This is a genomic window from Agrobacterium sp. MS2, from assembly GCF_003261015.1.
Taxonomy (GTDB): domain Bacteria; phylum Pseudomonadota; class Alphaproteobacteria; order Rhizobiales; family Rhizobiaceae; genus Agrobacterium; species Agrobacterium pusense.
This window is the reverse complement of sequence record NZ_QLNF01000071.1, coordinates 1-17,978: the sequence shown is the minus strand read 5'-3', so window position 1 is coordinate 17,978 and position 17,978 is coordinate 1. Positions and strand designations below refer to the sequence as shown.

Genomic DNA, 17,978 nt, shown 5'->3' with positions numbered 1-17,978 from the left:
ATGTTGCCGAAAAAGGGCAGTAAGTTGCCGACTTGGCCCGGCTTTCTGGGTGACCGAGAGGTCCTTGCCCTCACCGTCGCCGATCTCTTGAAGAAAGAGCATGGCGATAGTCACCGCGCAATCAAGGAGTTGATGCGCCAGACAGGCGCCAGCGAACGAACCGTAAAACACTGGCTGTCTGGTCAACATGCTCCAGAGGTTATGTTTTTCCTTCGGCTCGTGGTCTCCTCGCCGGTCGTAAGAGCGTTTGTACTTGGTATCATCGAAGGCCCGGCATCCGAGCAAACTTCTCCTGCGAACGATCGCGTCATTCGCTTTGCGACCAGAGAAGCTTACGCCACCGGCGAAGCCGCTAACACCACGCTGGCAGCAACCAGACGCCGCAATGACCCTTATCGTGTCCCTGAACGTGACCCTAAAGATGACCCTGAACCACAATCCTTCAATCAGCGACAGCTATGGTTTTTGGAGCAGATCAGAATGGGTGAGCGCTTCAGTGCGAAGGAGATCGTTCAGACTTGGCATGTCAGTTTGAAAACCGCGCGTCGGGATATCAGCGCATTGCTTCATTCCAAGTTACTGGAGTACATCGGATCGCGAAGAAAAGGTCGTTATCGAACGAACTCACGATGAGAAGGGATGTCAGTCGGCCTCATCGGCGTCATGTCCACCAGAAGCGATGTCGGCAAGATCTTTGTTGGAGGTATCGAACGTGCCTCGCCTGCTCAGAAGCCCAGCATCCTCGAGTGCCTCGATGTTGGGAAGGTCACGCAGGGTCTCAAAGCCAAAAACCGACAGAAATCGGGGTGTTGTCACATAGGTGTAGGGCGCACCGGGTGTCGGACTTCTCGGCCCTGATACGATGAGGCCCGCATCTCGCAGGCCGGCGATCGTGTCACGACTGACCTCCTTGCCGAAAATCTCTGCCAATTCGGCCCGGGTGATCGGCTGAAAATATCCCACCGCCGTCAACACCATAGACTCGGTCTCTGACAGCCGTGGTGCAATTGATCTCGCCGGAGCGGTCGAAATGCGAATTGTCTCAGCAAACCGCGCTCGGGTGCGATGCTGCCATCCGCCTGCGACCAATACCAGTTCGTATGGTCGATCTCGTAATTCGTCGATGAGGTCATCAACCAAGAGATCAATACTGCACTCTTTGCCGACCACCCGCGCCAGCATCTCGCGGCTAACCGGTTCTGACGAGGCGAATATCACCGCCTCTACCCGCAACATCCACTCACGCCACCGCAGTTCTGGAGGCAGTCCCTCGAGCTCACGATCATAAAGGACCTCCTGCTGGCGGTCTTTCGCTTGGCGTTGACTTGTTTTTGCTGCACTCGCTCCCCTCATCGTCATAACCCATAAATTCGAAAAGAAGAGCGGCCGGACAGTTCCCGCACTGCTTCGAAACTCTCCAGCCGCTCAAACAGTCGAGTGGCTGCCCATCGTGACAGATTGCACCCCGGCGCCGAGGACGGAACCGCGTCTTGATTGAGGAGCTTTTGGATAACCGCATCGCCCCCCTTGGTCCTCACCTTTGGCACTGCTGCCATTAACCGAGCGGCACGGCGATCGATGTCGGCGGCAGATTGAAGCGCCGCCTCGACACTGCTGACCAGCGCCAGACAAATTGCCTTCGGATAAGCTGGCTCACCTGGCCGCACTCGACCTCTTCCGCCGATAGTGCGGAATGCAGACCCGAACCGTGCAGGTAGCAGAAGCGGCACGGGTCGCGCCCATCTCAGCTTCTGGGCCAGTACGATGTCTGCCAAAGCCAGAGCCAGGACCTCCGCGTCCGGACGAAGCGCCATGATCGCGGATACCAGATCAGCAATCGCAATGGGGGCCGCGCGCCCGGACTGGATTGCCACATCGGCGAGATCCGCGATCGAGCACAGCTCCATGTCCCATCGGATAGACAGAAGCTCGGCCAGTTCCCTGACAAACGCAGTGCCGGGCATCGCTGTTCGACGTGCCAGCATTCGTGTGGCCAAAAACAGCTTTCCGGCCGGTCCCGGATCTCCATTCGCGGGAGTCAGCAAAACGGCGTCGCGCAGCGCATTCTCTTCTTCATTCCGATCGAGCATGCGGGCCGCGACGGCGGCTGATTTCAGGGCTAGGCGGTCGCGCCAGCAGCCGAGCCAAGGAGGGTCGGCGCGGATCAAATCGTCGAGGGATTTCAATCCGATACCGGCGGCGAAGGCGGCATCAATTTCGTCGATGTCACGGCCATATGCCAACGTCCAGCCCGGCATGTTCGCCGACCATGTCACTGATGGAATTTGCACTTTGGTGATCGAGTTCATGCTTCGCAGTATAGATCAAATGTGCGGTTTATGCTATCTATATAGATGCAAACCGCACTACATGTCAGAAATATAAAATGTCCGATAATCTTGCATTATCGGACGTTCTGCTCATTATAGAGAAATGGCCCAAATCATCGAGCAAAACACCAAAAATCACGTCGAGGAGACCTCAGCGCCGTCTCTCAGCACGGAGGCCGGGCGTGATGTTTCCGCGCCGGAGGCGTCAGGCGCAAGCCCCCTCCCCTCTCTCGCCGGCGGTGGCGAGACACCTGCTCATCTTGCCAGCCTCGCCGATCGCGCTCGTGGCTATGTCCAGGCGGCCAGTTCCGCCAACACGCGCAAGGCCTACGCGGCCGACTGGAAGCATTTTTCGGCGTGGTGCAGGCGCTCCAATCTGGCCCCCCTGCCCCCGCATCCGCAAACCGTCGGACTTTACATCACAGCCTGCGCTTCCGGCACAGCTGAACGGGGTGCAAAAGCGAACTCTGTCTCGACCATCGAACGCCGCCTCTCCTCACTCTCCTGGAACTATGCCCAGCGTGGCCTCTCGCTCGATCGCAAGGACCGGCATATCGCCACCGTGATGGCCGGCATCCGCAACAGCCACGCCAAGCCACCTGTCCAGAAGGAAGCGGTCATGGCTGAGGATATCATTGCCATGGTCGAAACGCTCGATCGCGGCTCCCTGCGCGGCCTGCGTGATCGGGCCATGTTGCTCATCGGCTTTGCTGGCGGCCTTCGGCGCTCCGAGATCGTCGGCCTCGACCTGAAGGCCGACCAGACTGAGGACGGTCGTGGTTGGATCGAGATCCTCGACAAGGGTATGATTATTACGCTGCGCGGTAAAACCGGATGGCGAGAGGTCGAGGTCGGTCGCGGCTCGGCCGATGCGACCTGCCCGGTCGCCGCAATCGAGACTTGGATCAAGTTCGCCAAGATGGCTCATGGCCCCCTTTTTCGCCGCGTGACCGGGCAAGGGAAAGCTGTCGGCTCGGAGCGGTTGAACGACAAGGAGGTTGCTCGGCTTGTGAAAAGGGCCGCAATGGCTGCCGGCGTTCGCGGTGATCTCAGTGAGATCGAACGCGCCATCAAATTCTCTGGACATTCCCTTCGCGCGGGCTTGGCCTCCTCCGCTGAAGTCGATGAGCGTTACGTCCAGAAACAGCTCGGTCATGCTTCAGCGGAGATGACACGCAGATATCAGCGCCGGCGGGACCGCTTCCGCGTGAATTTGACCAAGGCGTCAGGGCTCTAGCTATCCCCTCCCCTGCCGTTCAAGCGCTTGCAGAAAAGCCGTTGGCGCATTATAGTCACTATAGTCATTTTGGTTAAAGGTGAAGCAATGCAAACATCAACCCACGACGATATGAGTTGGACGGTCGCCGGCGCAAAGGCAAAGCTCTCGGAAGTCATGGAGCGCGCGCAATTGGCACCTCAGACGATTACACGCAACGGAAAGCCGAGCGTGGTCGTCGTTTCCGCAGAAGAGTGGCAGCGGAAAACTGGGCGCAGGGGATCGCTCGCGGAATTTCTGTTGGCATCGCCTCTACGCGGCGCGGATCTGGATCTTGAACGGCAGCACGACGAGCCACGTGACTTGTCGTTATGAGGCTGCTTCTGGATACGAACGTTCTGTCGGAAGTTACGAAACCTCGCCCGGATGAAGCTGTTCTTAAGTGGCTTCACGGGCTGGACGAAGACCGTACGTTCATCAGCATCGTGTCGATCGCTGAAATTCGTCGAGGCATTGCGTTGATGGATAGCGGGCGAAAACGCGATGCCCTGGACGAATGGCTCGCGCATGATCTGCCTCAACGCTTCGAAAGCAGGATTTTGCCGGTGGAAGGGCCTGTCGCCTTGGCCTGGGGCGATCTCATGGCGCTTGCCAAGCGAAATGGTCGGGGGCTTGCCTCGATGGACGGTCTGATTGCCGCTACGGCCGTCGCCCATCAGCTAACGCTTGCGACGCGCAACACCAAGGATTTCGAAGGCTTTGGAATAGACATCATCGACCCATGGGTGGACTGATTGGGTTCTTGTTTGTCGATTGAAAGGATTGGTCCCGGTGCTCTCCTACAGCTTGCTCAAAAATCACGCCGGCATCCTGCTCGTCGGGGACTACACGTCCCTGACCTGGCTGCATGAAGTCGTCCATGACGTGAATGAGCGCTCGCCGATAGTGAAAGACAAGGAAGGCTCGTTCCTTGGATTGGCCTACGATGTGCGCAAAGCATATGAACGGCAGCGCGAGGTTATTCAGCCGCCAAAGCATTTTGAAGAAATTGGTGTTCGATACGGTGTCCAGATCCTCTGGCCCGTCCTTCTTCTTCAGCAAAGGCTATTAAGGCAATCCCTCGCGTTCCTCAGCCATACGGCCAAAACGCAATCCATCACCTACGCCCTGGAAGCCATCATCGAAGATGCGCTGCGTGAGGATTTTGGTGCGCAAGCGGAACGCATCATTGATCACTGGCAGCGCCTTGACCCAGCTCAGCCTGAGGTATTCGACATGATCGACAGCCGCGGCGGGATCTTTTGTTCATGGACGAAAGCGCAACGGAAGGCCTGCTTTGCGCAGCTCCTTTCGAGTTTCGATCCGATGTATGACCGCTTCTACGCTATGCGATTGAAGAACGGCGAAAAGAACCTGATCTCTCCGACAGAATTCGCGGGCTGGGAAAATGCCGAATGGCCGAATCCTCGGTGGTAAATCACGGGCTCATCAATAGTGGTATCACCCGGACAGACGCCCCTCCCCTGCTCTCTGTTGAAACCGCAAGCTCGGAAACCAAGGGCTGAATTTCCGCTTATCGCTTCAATTGAAATCGGAAAGTAAAAGCCACAGGAAGCGTGTTTCGGGGGATCGGAAGGTGGGGAGCGGTCTCGCGCCGGGCGCTCGATCCGCAGTCGATCAACGCGATCCTTAAACATCGAGCGGAAATGGCTGGACTGGATCCCGGGGAGTTTTCTGCGCACGGTTTGCGGTCAGGGTATTTGACCGAGGCGGCAAACCGCGGCATCCCTCTCCCAGAGGCGATGGAGCAATCACGCCATCGATCCGTTCAGCAAGCATCCAGCTACTATAACAGTGCCACCCGCAGAAGCGGGCGAGCGGCCCGATTATTGTAGGATCGGATCTCACTGTCAGAATTGCCAAGGAGAGATCAACTCAAGGCCTGTTGTCTCGAAATCTTTAAGGTTTCGGGTTGCCAACCGGCCACCATTGATCCGCGCTATCGCCGCGATCATGCCGTCCGGAACCGACATACCCCTCCCCTTCCGCGCAGCATCTCCCATGATATCGCCATAGGCCAATGCTGCTTCTTCCGTGAAGGCAAACATCTTGTCGGAGAACCGGCGCCGCCAGCTCACAAGTCCCTCTTCCAGGCGATCAGCGCGCTGATCCGGCCTGATCTTTTGGATACCAAAAGCGATCTCAGCAACGGCAATCGTCGGCAGTGCCAATTCGGCATCGTGACGAACCAGCCATGCTATGACCGCAGAATCGGGAGCTTTCTTCAACGTCTCCGACATCACATTCGTGTCGAGAAAAATCAAAGCTCTACGCCTTTGTGAGCGCGTCTGTTTTCATTGATGATACTGTCGAAATCGATATCCGTACCCGACTGCGATGAAAGACGGTTATAGAATTTCGCAGCGGGTTCACGTCCCGCCTCTCGAGCCTCATAGGATTCGAGCGCGCGCTCGACGATGTCGGCAATCGTGCGATTTTCTCGGCGGGCGAGCTTATGGGCAAGGTCGCGCGCTTTGGAACTGCGGACAGATAGTTGCGGGGTTACCATTAAGTGCTCCTTCCTCTGGATCTAATGTAACTCAAATCGACATAGCCATCAAGATGGCATCTGCCATTTTGGTGGCTATTCGTTATTTCTGATTTGGCGGCCTGTGGTTTTGGCCAATATGCATTGCCGTCCTGCGTAGTAACCAACAGCAAAACACCTGAATAACGCGTGCGAAAATCACGGCATGCGCCATGTACCAACCAACTTTCCCCAAAACGCTTTATCGAATACGCCAGACGTCGACCAACGATCAGGTCCATGAGGTGCAGATGGGCGAATTGGCTGCTAAGCATTAATGGATAAACTAATCTCCAGAGCATCCTTCGAAGTTACAGAAAAGCGTTCCTTCTTTTTCGGCAGAGATGAGAACGATATATGGTACCGGTCCTAAACTGATGCGGGCCACGCCCAACTCGGCTAACCTATGGACGTCCCTGCTGCTCGTTGTCATCAAATTAACAGGCATTGTTGCCGCGTTACAGACTTGGCGGATCAACGCATCATCTGTCAATCCAGCAACGAAAAAGCCGTCAGCGCCGGCCGCCGCATATGCTTTCTCGCGGACAAGCGCCCCCTCGACTAAATCAGCGTGTGCGGCTCCCTGATCGGCTTTTAGGAAGACGTCTCGGGCATTGATGAATGCTGGAACACTGGTAGAATCGGCTGAATGGCGAGCCGCGCGTATCCGAGCAGCCTGATCCTCAAAACCATAGAGGCCGGGGCCATCCACGATCTGGTCCTCAAAATTGAAGCCGACAATGCCGAGTTTTAGTAACCTTCAGACGTTCTGCCCAACAGTTTCAGGATCGGCAGCATACCCACCCTCAAAATCGACGGTGACCCGTAGTTGCACCGATTTTGAGATCCTAGTGACAACTGCAAGCATCTCCTCGAAGCGCAGCTCTTGGCCATCTGCATAACCTTGGGCAGCAGCAACGGACCAGCTGCTGGACGCAACAGCTTTCGACCCCAGCGCGCTCCACGGCAAGGGCACTCCCGGCATCCCAGATACTGTAGAGAAACAGCGGGTTCGATGGTTTGTGTAAGCTTCGAAAGTACTGGTCTTTTCGATTTGGGCTGTTATGCAGGGTAATCCTTATTTACTGTTTTAAGTTGACGTTCGATTTCGATCAGCCGCTGCTTGCGCCAGAGGCCTCCGCCATATCCCGTCGAAGATCCGTCTGCTCCGGTGACCCTGTGACAGCAATCATGAGAGCTATTAGATTGGCACCATTGTCGCGTGCAACCGCGCAAATTGCGGTGGGACGACCGATCTGACGGGCAATTTCGGAGTAGCTTCGGGTTTCACCAGATGGAATTTCTCGCAATACGCCCCACACACGTTCAGTGAAGGGCTGGCGGACATCGCAAGTGGTGTTGAAAACCTGTCGCAGCGGGCCGCAAAATACTCAGCGAGTTCTGCCATGGCCTCCTCCGCGGGAGGCATGCTGCCGATACTCTCTTTGGATGCCTGCTGTGGCTTTTTGAGCTCTGCAGGCAGACCTTTTCGATCCACGAATTCCAAAAGATGAAGATGGCTTCGACTACTCACGGCGATCATGTCGCCGAGCGACGTCGGTATCCATGTTGCCCGTTGCAACTTGTCCGATTGCAACTCAGATGGAGATTGCCGAGTAGACGCGCGAAAGCGGCGCGAAACGCGCTGGCAGATCCAAAGCTGTCCTCGTGTTGAGTCGTAACAACTTTCCCGTCAACGGCCAGTGTCTCGAATCCTTCGCGGAGCCGCCGTTGACGCGCCATTTCAAGGAATGTCATTCCGAATTGACGTCTGAAGCTCCGCCGCACGGTTGAGGAGTCATAACCGAGTTTGATCACATGGTTTTCAGACCAACGACGGTCGGTCCGCATGTCGAGAGCATGCAGGAGAGCAGCATTGTCGGATCAGCAAGGGCAGCCGCCGAAGAGGATGGCAACGCTTGCACGAGCGGTATCCAGACTCAACGCATTCGCCGATCGTGGGTGAGAACGTGCGGTTTTCGCGCTTAGCTTTTCGCGCAGGAAACGCCAGTTGAAGCGACACACACGAAGACTTGACCATCGGAACGTTTATTTCAGGCCAGTAAAGCAGCGTAGAGTATGTCAGGGTCTGGGAGATCAAATAGCATGTGGAATTCCTAGCCATTATAAAAACAACACGCCGCCGATTTTCGAGCGTCTATTCACTTTTCTGGGGTGATCGGATCAACGCCCGCGGTTCGGCGATCCAACAGCTTCAGTCCGTTTACCCAACCGGTGCCCTGCCCTACCACGCAGCTTCTCCAACGTGATATCCCATGGGTCAATTCCGCTTCTTCCGTGAAGGGAAAACATCTTGTTGGAAAACCAGCGACGCCAGCTCACAAGATCCCTCTTCCGGACGATCTGCACGCTGATCCGGTCTGATTTTTGGAATACCAAAAGCGATCACAGCAACCGCAACCGCCGGCAGTGCAAGTTCGGCTTCATAGCGAGCAAGCCACGCTATTACTGGAGATCCGGAAGCATACTTTCAAGCCTCCGAGGTCACGTTCATGTCGAGAAAAATCAAAGCTCCATGGACTTATGAGCACGTCAATTTTCATCGATGATCAAGCCCGAAATCGAATGCACACCCGACGGAGACGAAAGACGACTATAGCAACTCGCAGCAAGTTCGGTCCCCGGCTCTCGGGCCTCCTATGTTTCGAGCGCGCACTCGACGTCGTCAGTCGCGCAATTCTCTCGCCCGGTAGGCTTATGTGGCAAGGGCGCGGATTTCGAACTACGGACAAATAGTTGCGAGGGTACCGCTGAGTGCTCCTTCATTATGGGTCCAAAGTAAACTAGCGGCTACTTCTCGTTTCAAATTTTTCGTCCTGTGTTTTGCTGTCATGCAAGGCTCGGCGGGGAGACTAGCACATCCGTTCTGAACGCCATGCTTCGGCCAACTTCCTCAATAGACGGCCACCATCTGTGTGCCATGTGAGCCCAGGGGTGAACTCTCCGAACTTCTGACCGTCCAGTTCGTCGAGGCACTACGCCATTTCGTCAGCGAGGGCATTGGCGACAACACGCTGCGGGCGCTGACCTCTGATCTCGCCTACCTCGCTGTCTTGGATCTTGCTTCCAGCGGCATTCCCTACCCTGTCGGCGCCTGAGCCGCTAATGCTTAGATGGGCTGCTCACCACCGTGGGATGTCCAAAGGCGCGCCAGCGGCCCCAGCCACGGCGTGCCTGTTGACCAAGGCCGAGCACCAAAACCTTGTCAGCTGACAAGGTTTTTCGTCTGATCCGAAACGCACCACTCCGTGAAACAGTGGTACTTCGACAAGCCTCAAGCAGATTGTCACTGCGAAACGTTGTCAGCTGGCAGGGCATTCTCAACTGAAGCGATGCGAAAAGTTCGCCGGTGCTCGATTCTCTGATGGTGCACCCCGGACACGACTACCGCCGTAAACCTTGTCAGCTGACAAGGTTTTCCACCATCTGGCATGAGCCGGATCGTAACCGGGCGGGACTTCGATACTGTTTTACACTAGAGTACCAACTCTGGAAGGTTGCGGATGGTCCGCCAGGGAATGGGGCTGGTTGCCTTCAACGTTGCTACTCGGTCCTATTCCCCCCAAGACCAGGGCCAATTTCAATTTCAAGGCGCCAAGCAAGTCCCATGCTTTCGACAACAAAGCCTTGGGGTATGATCGGAAATGCACTGCCGACGAGATAATGTTCACACCGATCTTGCGCACAAAGCGTCGGAACTGCGCGATATTGCAAAGCCGTTGTTGCGGACAAGGGGAGGGGGGATCTCGTTTCATTCCCCGAATTTGGTAAAGCGCGTCAAAGCCACCACCCTGAAGATCGAGAGGTGCGATGGCCGCAGAATGGGCTGCAGTGTAGCTGAATTCTTCCGTTTTCCGGTGCCTGCGAACAGGATGGTCGGCGACTTCACGCCCGCCAGTGAGTCCTAATCCTCGTTAGAAGGCGATCACCGTTTTTGGTCGGCCGCGATGCCATGGATACAGGGAAGGAGACGGTGGCCACGGTATTGTCGGCCGTAACTTCCCCACAGAGCTTCCTCAGGAATTCGATCTTGAAGCGGTCTAGAATGATTTGATGACGCCGCTTTGGCGGAGTCAATCACGACTCAGATGACGCGGAACAGTCGACCTGATCGTCACAGCCTAGGCCGCTGGCGAGAATCGCGGCGGCGATGTCACCGGCTTCTGGAATACTGACATGGAGACCTTTAAAGGCGCCGTCTCCACGAAGTTGTATCTACCATATAACGGCATCCTTGCCTACCAATTCGACCTCCCGGATGACATTGAACACGCCCTCGTCGCGGGTGACGTCTCTGATCGCGTGCACGCTGCGGGCGGTTCCGCCGTCTTACGCCCAAGCATAGCTGGTCTATCAATGCCGAGAACCGAGCACGGTTTCGGGATCCTCTTTCCGACGGCTTTGACGGTCGTCCTGCCGTGCCTACGTACCCACCATCGCACATCATTTCGTTTGCAGAGAAATATGTGACCACCCCTCTGACGCCTGCATTCGCTTTGGACTTCGGCACAGAGATCGAAAAACCGACGCCGCCCACAGGCGTACCGGCTTCGATTACACCGTTCTTTGCACCCCTGTCGTATGCAATCCTCTCGGTTATCGGAACGAGGTTACCAGGCCAGCGACATCCTTGAGAACCCGATCTTCTTCCCCCATAAGATCATCGACGTCACCTTGACGCCGAAACCAGCAATTGGCGCGCCATCGTCGCCGGGGATTACCACAGATATGATAGCTGCTACGAGAACAGTTTTGGCCCCCTCACTGGACCTGCCGCCGCCAAGGATCAGCCAGACGACTGAATAACGGAACAGGAAAACGAAAAGAGGCTTTCTCTTAATGAACAGGAGCCATTTCGATCTTTCACCACCGTTGCTTGTGTCGCTCGAAACGAAAACCCCAAGGTTGACGCGAGAAAACACGCCCCGCAGAGCGCCTCTGACCATTGTGGGGGGTCAGGATTCGTAATGCCTGAGGATAAACTGCCAATCTCATCTCGGCTTTTTTGAAGATGAATATAGGCGCTGTTTACGAGGGCGGTAATTCCCATTGAGGATGCGACCTCGCGGAGATCACCAAACCCCTGTCTCCCGAAATTCTGAGCGAACTTAACGCGCACACCGCAGCCGCGGGCCGCATTAGAGGTCCACCGAAGACGCTGCACCTCGATGCTAACCTGATAGATATCATAGCAATCATTGAAATGCGTTGCGAAACGGGATCTGCGGTAATCTCGGTGCAAATTGTGTCTAGGTTGGATTGCTCCTAACCCTACCGCGCCTTTCTAGTGGAAGGACAACGAGCAGGACAAGATCATGCAGGTGCTCGATGCGCTCGCGTTCAATAAGGGCCGCCCTGCGACAGAGCAATTGTCGTGCCACGGGTCGGTCCGAGCATGACTGACGAGGACATCAAGAAGGAATGGGAGCTGGATTATCTCACCAGCGACAACACGAGGCCAGCTACGAGACATAACCTTTGACGCCGCGCCTAAGGCGCTATGCCAATGGCAACCCTCCGGGCCGGAATTTCATAGTAAATGCAAGCTATTCTGGCGACATGCGTAGCACGGCCATCGCTGGGGGTGACAGATCGCGTTCCGGCTGTACTTGACGTCCTGGTAGCTTTCTATCCAGCCGACGAGCTATCTGGCAAACGCGGCCTGATCGCATTCCCGTCTAACACGCGGCTGTCGATCCGCGCCCGCGGCATGGCCCCGCGACGGTACGACGGGACTTGGCAGTCCTCGTGTACGCCGCGATTGATGGTGGGGAAGGACAGCCCAATCGAGAAACGCTACGCGCGCCGTGGAAGGGCAGGGGAGGTGGAGGAAGCCTTGGGCTTTTCGCTCGCCTTACTGCTGGCATGGTCGGCTTAGATCGAGACTCTTGCCGCCCTTGCGCCTGCGAGAATAGCTACGGGTCACAAAGCAGTGCCCGGCCGTCTGCCGACGTGACATTACCAAGCTGAGTCGCCGCAGCGATCGGCTATGGGGGTCGGGGCTTGGAGCAGATTTCGCTCATGTTGAAACCAATGACGGCACGACATCCGAGCACGCCTTGTATCGACGAACTGACATTCATGGGTGTCCGCGATCGACCCATCGTGGTTAGCATCGATGCATTCTAGTCCGCGACAGAACGTGGCACTATGTGCTGGTCCCTCAAAGAGGATCCTACGCGTCAATCCTCACCTGCGATCCGGGCTCGGGGTTCACCGAGGATGTCTCCTCGACCGACGGCACTAGCACTATATCCTGCCCTCAGCATAAAATTCACGGTCCGTTCGGTCTCACTTTGCCTGGAGGAACAATTCTTGTTCTCGCACGCATCCATGAGACCCAATGTTACCCGGTGGCTTTGACGTTGTGACCGCCGGCACGCAGCAAAGCCATCAGGACCGGTCCGAGTGAAAATTCACCGCGCTTCGCCTTGCTTGTCAGATCTCTGAGATATCCGCCCGGCGAATTAATGTGACCGCCGCGCTCCAAAATGCAGGCAATCGTCACTGCCGCGTTCTCTGGACCCATTGCCTCGCAGGCCTCCTGATATGCAGACGGGCTAACCCCAAGCATGGATCTGACGACCACTGCGGCTGTCATGAGTTCACGCCAGTTCCGAATTTGGCCATCGGGCCTATAGTTTGAAATTTCAGGGCAGGCCCGCAAGACAAGTCCGATTGGGAAAGCCTTGATCGGCACATGCCGCGGCTGCTTGTCCTCACTCGGCTTCGCTCCCTGCTCTTTTTGAGAGCTAGGTTCAAGTTCATTAGGAGTGTTGGTATTTGAATTCTGTATGTGACGCTCAATATGAGCATCATTGGCGTTCATTTTTGACGAAAATTCTTCAGAATTCAGAAGTTTGACGATATCCTCGCGTAGACTGCTCATCCTGAGACCGAAGTCATCCAGTTCAGCCAAGGTGGGATTGCGCGGGATTTCTCCCACGATCGCGATATAGCGCTCCTCTATTCCCTCCCAATCGCCTGTTGCCCCTTCTTCAACAGCTGCAGTGATCAGCTTGCGGATATCCCGCCGGCAGATCGTCAGATTTTCCTTTGCTTGTCTAAAGGCGATCCGATCGGCAGCAACCTGCTGGGCGAGGCACGCAAGCTCCTCAGCTCGCATAAGAAGAGGTGATATGTCGAAGCCGTACGCGTGCTCGATCGAGCCATCGCCGCCTTTTCTGGCGTAGCGTTTGCCGTTGGCGCTATCCTTGCGGATAATCAATCCGGTATCAACGAGGGCCGCAAGATGCCGACGCAAGGTCGCGCCTGCAATGCCATGGGCGCGAATTGACAGCTGAATGTTCGAGGGAAAGACAACGAGCTGCGCGTCTTGGCGCAGTTCGTTTTCCGGATAGAAGCTCAAAAGGGCATCGAGAACCGCAAGGCTGCGATCCTGCAGACCAAGCACCTCTCGAGCTTCCGATGCGTCGCGAAAAACCTTCCACTTGTTTGCCGATTTACCTTCCTCGATCCTGCTCGTGGCGATTTGCCGCCTCACAAGCGCAAGGGTAACCTGTCGCCGCCCAAAGGGCGTCGTTACTTGTGCACCATCCATGTCCTCGCCTCTCAAAAGGCAAAAGAACAACGCTCACCAAAACGGTGCCAAAGACTCTTGACTAGGATTCATGGAAATGCGATTCTCAAGCTCTCACACAACGAGAAGGGCTTCCATGACGGCAACGTTTCGGGGGCCTTTTTCTTTTGCGCGCTTTCCTTCCTTAGTTCGTATCGAAATCCACTTCCGGCTTCGATCAGTTCTTGGACTTCTCACGACTGAAGCGCTCAGCCAGCGCCGGCAACTCCAATTCAATAAAGCTCAGGAATTCCTTCGCGGACGCTTTATGCGCTGAAATACGAACCTCGTTGGCCGTACGCACAAGCCTGCCCAGTTGCTCGCCTGCGGGTCCAGCTATCACCTCGCCAGTCTCCTTCGGGGGGGATTTCGGTTTAAGAGCATTGAATGCTGCAAGAAACTTCTGGTCCGAGCCCAGGCGCCTTTCGGCGCTGCCGGATAACACCTTGCTCAATGCATCGTGGAGATCCGGCCTTTCAGAATAGTTCTTTGCAAAGTCCGCCCATCTCGGACGACCGACCTTGCCCGCTCGCCCGATTGCTTCAATGATTTCGGTCGGTACGACACGGTAAACGGACCGCATGCGAGCGAGTTCGGGGTCATCGATAGACAGCGCAGCCTTGATATCCCGAGGCTTTACACCAGCATTATCCATGCGGCGGGCGAAGAGGGCGCGCTCGATCCAGGTCAGATCCTGGCGATCAGCATTTTCAATACCCTGTGCGATAACAAGTTCGATGTCGGAAATCTCGACCTCGATCGCCTTGACCGGAATTCCAAGGTCTCTGGCTGCCTGGAGCCGGCGGTGGCCGTAGATCACCTGATAGCGATCAGGAGACGAAGGTGATTTACGGACCTGTATGGGAACCTTCTGACCTTCGGACCGAATCGAGTTCCGGAAAGCCTCGAAATCGGACGCATCATCGTCAGGAAGGCGATCAGGAAAGGGCGAGGGGTCGATACTTAAGGGATCGAGTTCGCGGACCGTGCCTCCGCCGGCTTCGACCAGCGCCTTCAGGCGGTCGCGTTCAGATTTGATGTCGTCAATCGCCCGATGCGCCGCACCGATCACGCCTGCGCCCACTCGCGCAGTTGGCACGGGCTGGGGTGCGCGGGCCGAATTCTCGGTCGAGAGCCGGTTTTCCAACTCCGCAGAAAGCAGCCCAAAGTTCGCCACGATGGACTTACGCGATGACTTGCCCGTCATTTGCGCCCCCAACTTGTATTGATGAGTTTCACGATCGCTTCGTTCACGGCGTCAACCGCCTCGCGAGCGCGTTTATGCGTGTCACGGCCGATTTGGCCCATTTCGAGTTCATAGATGGAGCGCTTCGCAAGCCCCGCTGCTTCTACAGCCGTGCTCTCGATCAAGGTTGGCAGGAGGACATCCGTGCCAAACAGATGACGCATCATCGCGACTACCTGCGACTGCGGCGCGTCGTTCGGATCGTGGCGGGTAACCAGATAGCGAATGAAATCCTGATCGAGTTGTGCGCCGCTTTCGTTCAGCACGCTGATCAGGTCTCCCATCATCAACAGGAACTGGCTCATGGAAGCCACGTCAAGCATTGCCGGATGGACGGTGATAATCATGCTGGTGGCGGCGTAGATCGCGCTGAGGGTGAGGAACCCCAGGGAAGGGGGGGTATCGAGAATGACGACGTCGTAGTCCTGATCGACCTCGGCCAATGCCAGTTTCAAGCGCTCGAAGAAAATTGCCCCTGAACCGGATTTCTGCGCCAGAACCCTGGGCGTCTCGTGCTCATATTCCATGACCTCGAGGTTGCCCGGTATCAGGTCGATGCCGTCAAAGTACGTTTTGCGAATGATGTCGCGGATCGGCCGACGCTCTGCATCGTCATAGCGCAACGCCGCATAGATGGTCTCATTGGCGCCGACGTCAAATTCAGGTTGGGCGCCGAAGAGAGCGGAAAGTGACGCCTGCGGATCGAGGTCCAGTGCGAGGACACGATAGCCTTGCAAGGCGAGATAGTGAGCAAGGTGGACGCAGGTCGTGGTCTTGGCACTGCCACCCTTGAAGTTGGCGATTGCCACCACCTGAAGGTGTTCACCCTCGCGGCGCCGGGGCAAGAATCTCAATGCGTCGGCAGGCTTCTGGCTTGCGAAAAGCTCCCGCAATTCGTTGATCTGGGCCAGGGTGTAGACGCGATGATTGTTTTCCAGCCGCCCGGGAATCGGACCGCGCCCCTCGCTCGACAGGAGTTTGAGCGTGGAATCGGGTATGGATGTTAGCTTGGACACTTCGTTGGTCAGGAAGGGGCGTAGACTTTTCTCCGACTTCGGCGGATACATGCGTGTTCGCAGTTGCTGCAATTGCTGCGACAAAAGGCTTGCGTGACGGGCTATCTTGCCGCCCGCATCTTCCTTCTGCACAATCGCCGCTTCGATCTTATTCGCTATCGCCATATCGCCCCCTTGGCGGACAAAGTTCGGTTTGCCGCCCAAAGCCCGCCAAAGATACAACACGATTCTCGCGTCACGTCCAGAGATTAAGGGTTAACGAACTCTTAAGGACTGGCCGGGCCTGCTCTCCGAATGCCTTGATGCAATGCCTGGTTCAATCTCCAATGCGTTTCAGAACAGTCCGCATTAATCCTCGTTTGTTAGCCCAGCCCCCAAGGGTCCACCTGAACTCGTCGTCGAACGCGGAGACCGCGGTATGCTTATCGGCCGGATCGTCCAGGAGGCGTTGGGTACGCTCGGAGGCAAAAGGGTTCGGCTCGAAGCTCACATGAGGATTTCGTCGTCAAGATCAATCATCGTTTCATAGCGTGCCCCTTCGATTTCGTATCGAACCCATGGTCTGAGCCACCTTGCTTGACGCGGCACGTTTCCTTCACCGGTTCAAACTCACATACGGTCGCCGTTTTGTCCGGCAGCACCATTATCCCGCTTGCGTAGCGGCAAGGCTCAGGAGAACGGGACCAATCTAAAGCGCGGCATTTGAAGCCCGACTTCGAGGCGGTTCGCTCACCTGGATCCGCCAGGAGTGATCAGTCCTGGAAGATTTGTGTGTTCGGCAATTTTTTGGTTGTCAGGCGGTCTTCATGACAGCCCCCTCGATGAGAACACCCGCAGTGACAAATTTCCACAGTGCGATAAGGAGTTTGCGCGCCAAGGCAACTATCGCGGCTTTCTTTAAGCGTCCACCATTCGACTGAACCCGATCCACAAACCAACGGCTGAGCGCTGATGCTGGCTGATTGCGTAGCCACAGCCACGATAGTTGGATCATCGTAGTGCGCAGCCGAGGGTTCCCTGGGGCGTGTCGCAAATCTGGCGATAGGACGCGTTGAGCCGATAATCACCCAGCGTTTACGCCTTGTTAACCTTTTGAAGGCCGAAGAGGCGCGCGAGCAGATCGTTTTGATCGTTGACGGTCCAGTCGCCGGAAAAGCCGAAGCCTTTCCGCAGCCACAACATCGCTTCGAACCCGGCGATCGTCCGGCGCGCCGTTTTGAATGACTGGAAACCGCCGATCTTCGGCATGTTCTTCTTTACTCGGAAGTGGTCGCTCTCGATGCCTTGCTGCAGATGCTTGGTGACATAGTGAACAGGGTTCGGATGCAAGAGCCCATCATCGACGGCCGTCTTGATGGGCGTGTCGCAAATTCTTCTGGTTAACTTGCTATTGACCACGACGGTGGAAATTCCGCTCCCGATGTAGCGGAGCGTAGCCATGGTTCTGAACGCCATTGTCGAGAAGCTGAAGCGCCAGTCGAAGCATGATTTCAAAGGGCGACATTTCGAGGCATGGCTCATCGTTCAGGCGGTGACCTGATATCTGCGGTACCCGCTCAGCTATAGAGATCTCGAGGAGATGTTCCGTGAGCGCGGCTTCGAGGTCGACCATAGTACAATCAACCGCTGGGTCCTCGCCTATGCACCTGTCATCGAGAAGCGCCTACGCCAGTTTCGCCGACCGCATTGTGGCTCAGTCAGGATTGACGAGACCTACGTCAATATCCGGGGCAAGTGGCGATACCTGTACCGCGCCATCGACAAGCACGGAAATCCAATCGACTTTTTGCTCACCGCCAAGCGCGATCTCGACGCTGCCAAGCGCTTCTTCCGTAAGATGCTCAAGGATGAGCCGCTGCTATCGCCGGGGAAGATCGGTACCGATGGCGCCAACACCTTCCCCACAACGATCAAGACGGCCGTCGATGATGGGCTCTTGCATCCGAACCCTGTTCACTATGTCACCAAGCATCTGCAGCAAGG

The 17,978-nt window shown here is 56.2% G+C and carries 14 protein-coding genes and 6 pseudogenes; 9 read left to right on the top strand and 11 right to left on the bottom strand.

The window, feature by feature from the left end; translation table 11 throughout:
- Positions 1 to 633 carry a hypothetical protein gene (locus tag DOU54_RS18710; protein WP_035243799.1) on the top strand — a complete coding sequence of 211 codons (633 nt, stop codon included), beginning with the start codon at positions 1 to 3 and terminating at the stop codon, positions 631 to 633.
- A 9-nt stretch (positions 634 to 642) separates the two neighbouring features.
- On the opposite strand, the gene scpB is transcribed toward DOU54_RS18710, so the two are convergent.
- Both scpB and DOU54_RS18700 read right to left on the bottom strand, forming a co-directional pair.
- Entirely contained in the window at positions 643 to 1,353 is a 711-nt protein-coding gene (scpB, locus tag DOU54_RS18705; protein ID WP_107327914.1) for an SMC-Scp complex subunit ScpB, read from the bottom strand.
- 2 nt (positions 1,354 to 1,355) lie between these two features.
- Complete coding sequence (locus DOU54_RS18700; protein WP_003501255.1) at positions 1,356 to 2,309, bottom strand: DUF1403 family protein; 954 nt, start codon at positions 2,307 to 2,309, stop codon at positions 1,356 to 1,358.
- Between the two features lie 124 nt (positions 2,310 to 2,433).
- On the opposite strand from DOU54_RS18700, the gene DOU54_RS18695 reads away from it, so the two are divergent.
- The 5 genes and pseudogenes from DOU54_RS18695 to DOU54_RS18675 form a co-directional block, all read left to right on the top strand.
- Positions 2,434 to 3,567, top strand: coding sequence for a site-specific integrase (locus DOU54_RS18695; RefSeq protein ID WP_003501256.1), 1,134 nt, complete (start codon positions 2,434 to 2,436; stop codon positions 3,565 to 3,567).
- 87 nt (positions 3,568 to 3,654) lie between these two features.
- The gene (locus DOU54_RS18690) at positions 3,655 to 3,921 is read left to right on the top strand and encodes a type II toxin-antitoxin system Phd/YefM family antitoxin (RefSeq protein WP_113731730.1); all 267 of its coding nucleotides are present in this window, start codon (positions 3,655 to 3,657) and stop codon (positions 3,919 to 3,921) included.
- Positions 3,918 to 4,340: a type II toxin-antitoxin system VapC family toxin gene (locus tag DOU54_RS18685; RefSeq protein WP_113731729.1), complete on the top strand. Its 423-nt coding sequence runs from the start codon at positions 3,918 to 3,920 to the stop codon at positions 4,338 to 4,340. The genes DOU54_RS18690 and DOU54_RS18685 overlap by 4 nt, the downstream gene beginning before the upstream one ends.
- A gap of 37 nt (positions 4,341 to 4,377) precedes the next feature.
- Positions 4,378 to 5,022: a DUF6904 family protein gene (locus DOU54_RS18680; RefSeq protein ID WP_113731735.1), complete on the top strand. Its 645-nt coding sequence runs from the start codon at positions 4,378 to 4,380 to the stop codon at positions 5,020 to 5,022.
- A gap of 134 nt (positions 5,023 to 5,156) precedes the next feature.
- Positions 5,157 to 5,441: pseudogene (locus DOU54_RS18675) on the top strand (tyrosine-type recombinase/integrase); the annotation flags it as partial.
- A gap of 15 nt (positions 5,442 to 5,456) precedes the next feature.
- Here the strand turns inward: DOU54_RS18675 and DOU54_RS18670 are convergent.
- From DOU54_RS18670 to DOU54_RS18655, 4 genes and pseudogenes are all read right to left on the bottom strand, one after another.
- Positions 5,457 to 5,870, bottom strand: coding sequence for a type II toxin-antitoxin system VapC family toxin (locus tag DOU54_RS18670; protein WP_113731728.1), 414 nt, complete (start codon positions 5,868 to 5,870; stop codon positions 5,457 to 5,459).
- Complete coding sequence (locus DOU54_RS18665; protein ID WP_113731727.1) at positions 5,867 to 6,115, bottom strand: type II toxin-antitoxin system VapB family antitoxin; 249 nt, start codon at positions 6,113 to 6,115, stop codon at positions 5,867 to 5,869. The genes DOU54_RS18670 and DOU54_RS18665 overlap by 4 nt, the downstream gene beginning before the upstream one ends.
- A gap of 304 nt (positions 6,116 to 6,419) precedes the next feature.
- Positions 6,420 to 7,203: pseudogene (locus DOU54_RS18660) on the bottom strand (isocitrate lyase/PEP mutase family protein).
- Positions 7,196 to 8,241, bottom strand: a pseudogene (locus tag DOU54_RS18655) (bifunctional transcriptional activator/DNA repair enzyme AdaA). The pseudogenes DOU54_RS18660 and DOU54_RS18655 overlap by 8 nt, the downstream one beginning before the upstream one ends.
- A gap of 828 nt (positions 8,242 to 9,069) precedes the next feature.
- Between DOU54_RS18655 and DOU54_RS18640 the strand changes: the two are divergent.
- Together DOU54_RS18640 and DOU54_RS18625 are read left to right on the top strand one after the other, a co-directional pair.
- Positions 9,070 to 9,252 carry a hypothetical protein gene (locus DOU54_RS18640; protein WP_113731726.1) on the top strand — a complete coding sequence of 61 codons (183 nt, stop codon included), beginning with the start codon at positions 9,070 to 9,072 and terminating at the stop codon, positions 9,250 to 9,252.
- A gap of 2,441 nt (positions 9,253 to 11,693) precedes the next feature.
- Positions 11,694 to 12,032 carry a helix-turn-helix domain-containing protein gene (locus tag DOU54_RS18625; protein ID WP_113731723.1) on the top strand — a complete coding sequence of 113 codons (339 nt, stop codon included), beginning with the start codon at positions 11,694 to 11,696 and terminating at the stop codon, positions 12,030 to 12,032.
- A 468-nt stretch (positions 12,033 to 12,500) separates the two neighbouring features.
- Here the strand turns inward: DOU54_RS18625 and repC are convergent, their stop codons facing one another.
- The 5 genes and pseudogenes from repC to DOU54_RS18600 form a co-directional block, all read right to left on the bottom strand.
- Positions 12,501 to 13,715: a plasmid replication protein RepC gene (gene repC, locus DOU54_RS18620; RefSeq protein WP_113731722.1), complete on the bottom strand. Its 1,215-nt coding sequence runs from the start codon at positions 13,713 to 13,715 to the stop codon at positions 12,501 to 12,503.
- A gap of 196 nt (positions 13,716 to 13,911) precedes the next feature.
- Positions 13,912 to 14,940, bottom strand: coding sequence for a plasmid partitioning protein RepB (repB, locus tag DOU54_RS18615; RefSeq protein ID WP_113731721.1), 1,029 nt, complete (start codon positions 14,938 to 14,940; stop codon positions 13,912 to 13,914).
- A complete protein-coding gene (repA, locus tag DOU54_RS18610) occupies positions 14,937 to 16,160 on the bottom strand; it encodes a plasmid partitioning protein RepA (protein ID WP_003585245.1) in 1,224 nt (407 codons plus the stop codon). Before repA ends, repB begins: the two co-directional genes overlap by 4 nt.
- A 628-nt stretch (positions 16,161 to 16,788) precedes the next feature.
- Positions 16,789 to 17,013 (bottom strand): annotated as a pseudogene (locus tag DOU54_RS18605) (IS110 family transposase); the annotation flags it as partial.
- Between the two features lie 56 nt (positions 17,014 to 17,069).
- Positions 17,070 to 17,351 (bottom strand): annotated as a pseudogene (locus DOU54_RS18600) (DDE-type integrase/transposase/recombinase); the annotation flags it as partial.
- An 82-nt stretch (positions 17,352 to 17,433) separates the two neighbouring features.
- Here DOU54_RS18600 and DOU54_RS18595 point away from each other — a divergent pair.
- Positions 17,434 to 17,978, top strand: a pseudogene (locus tag DOU54_RS18595) (IS6 family transposase); the annotation flags it as partial.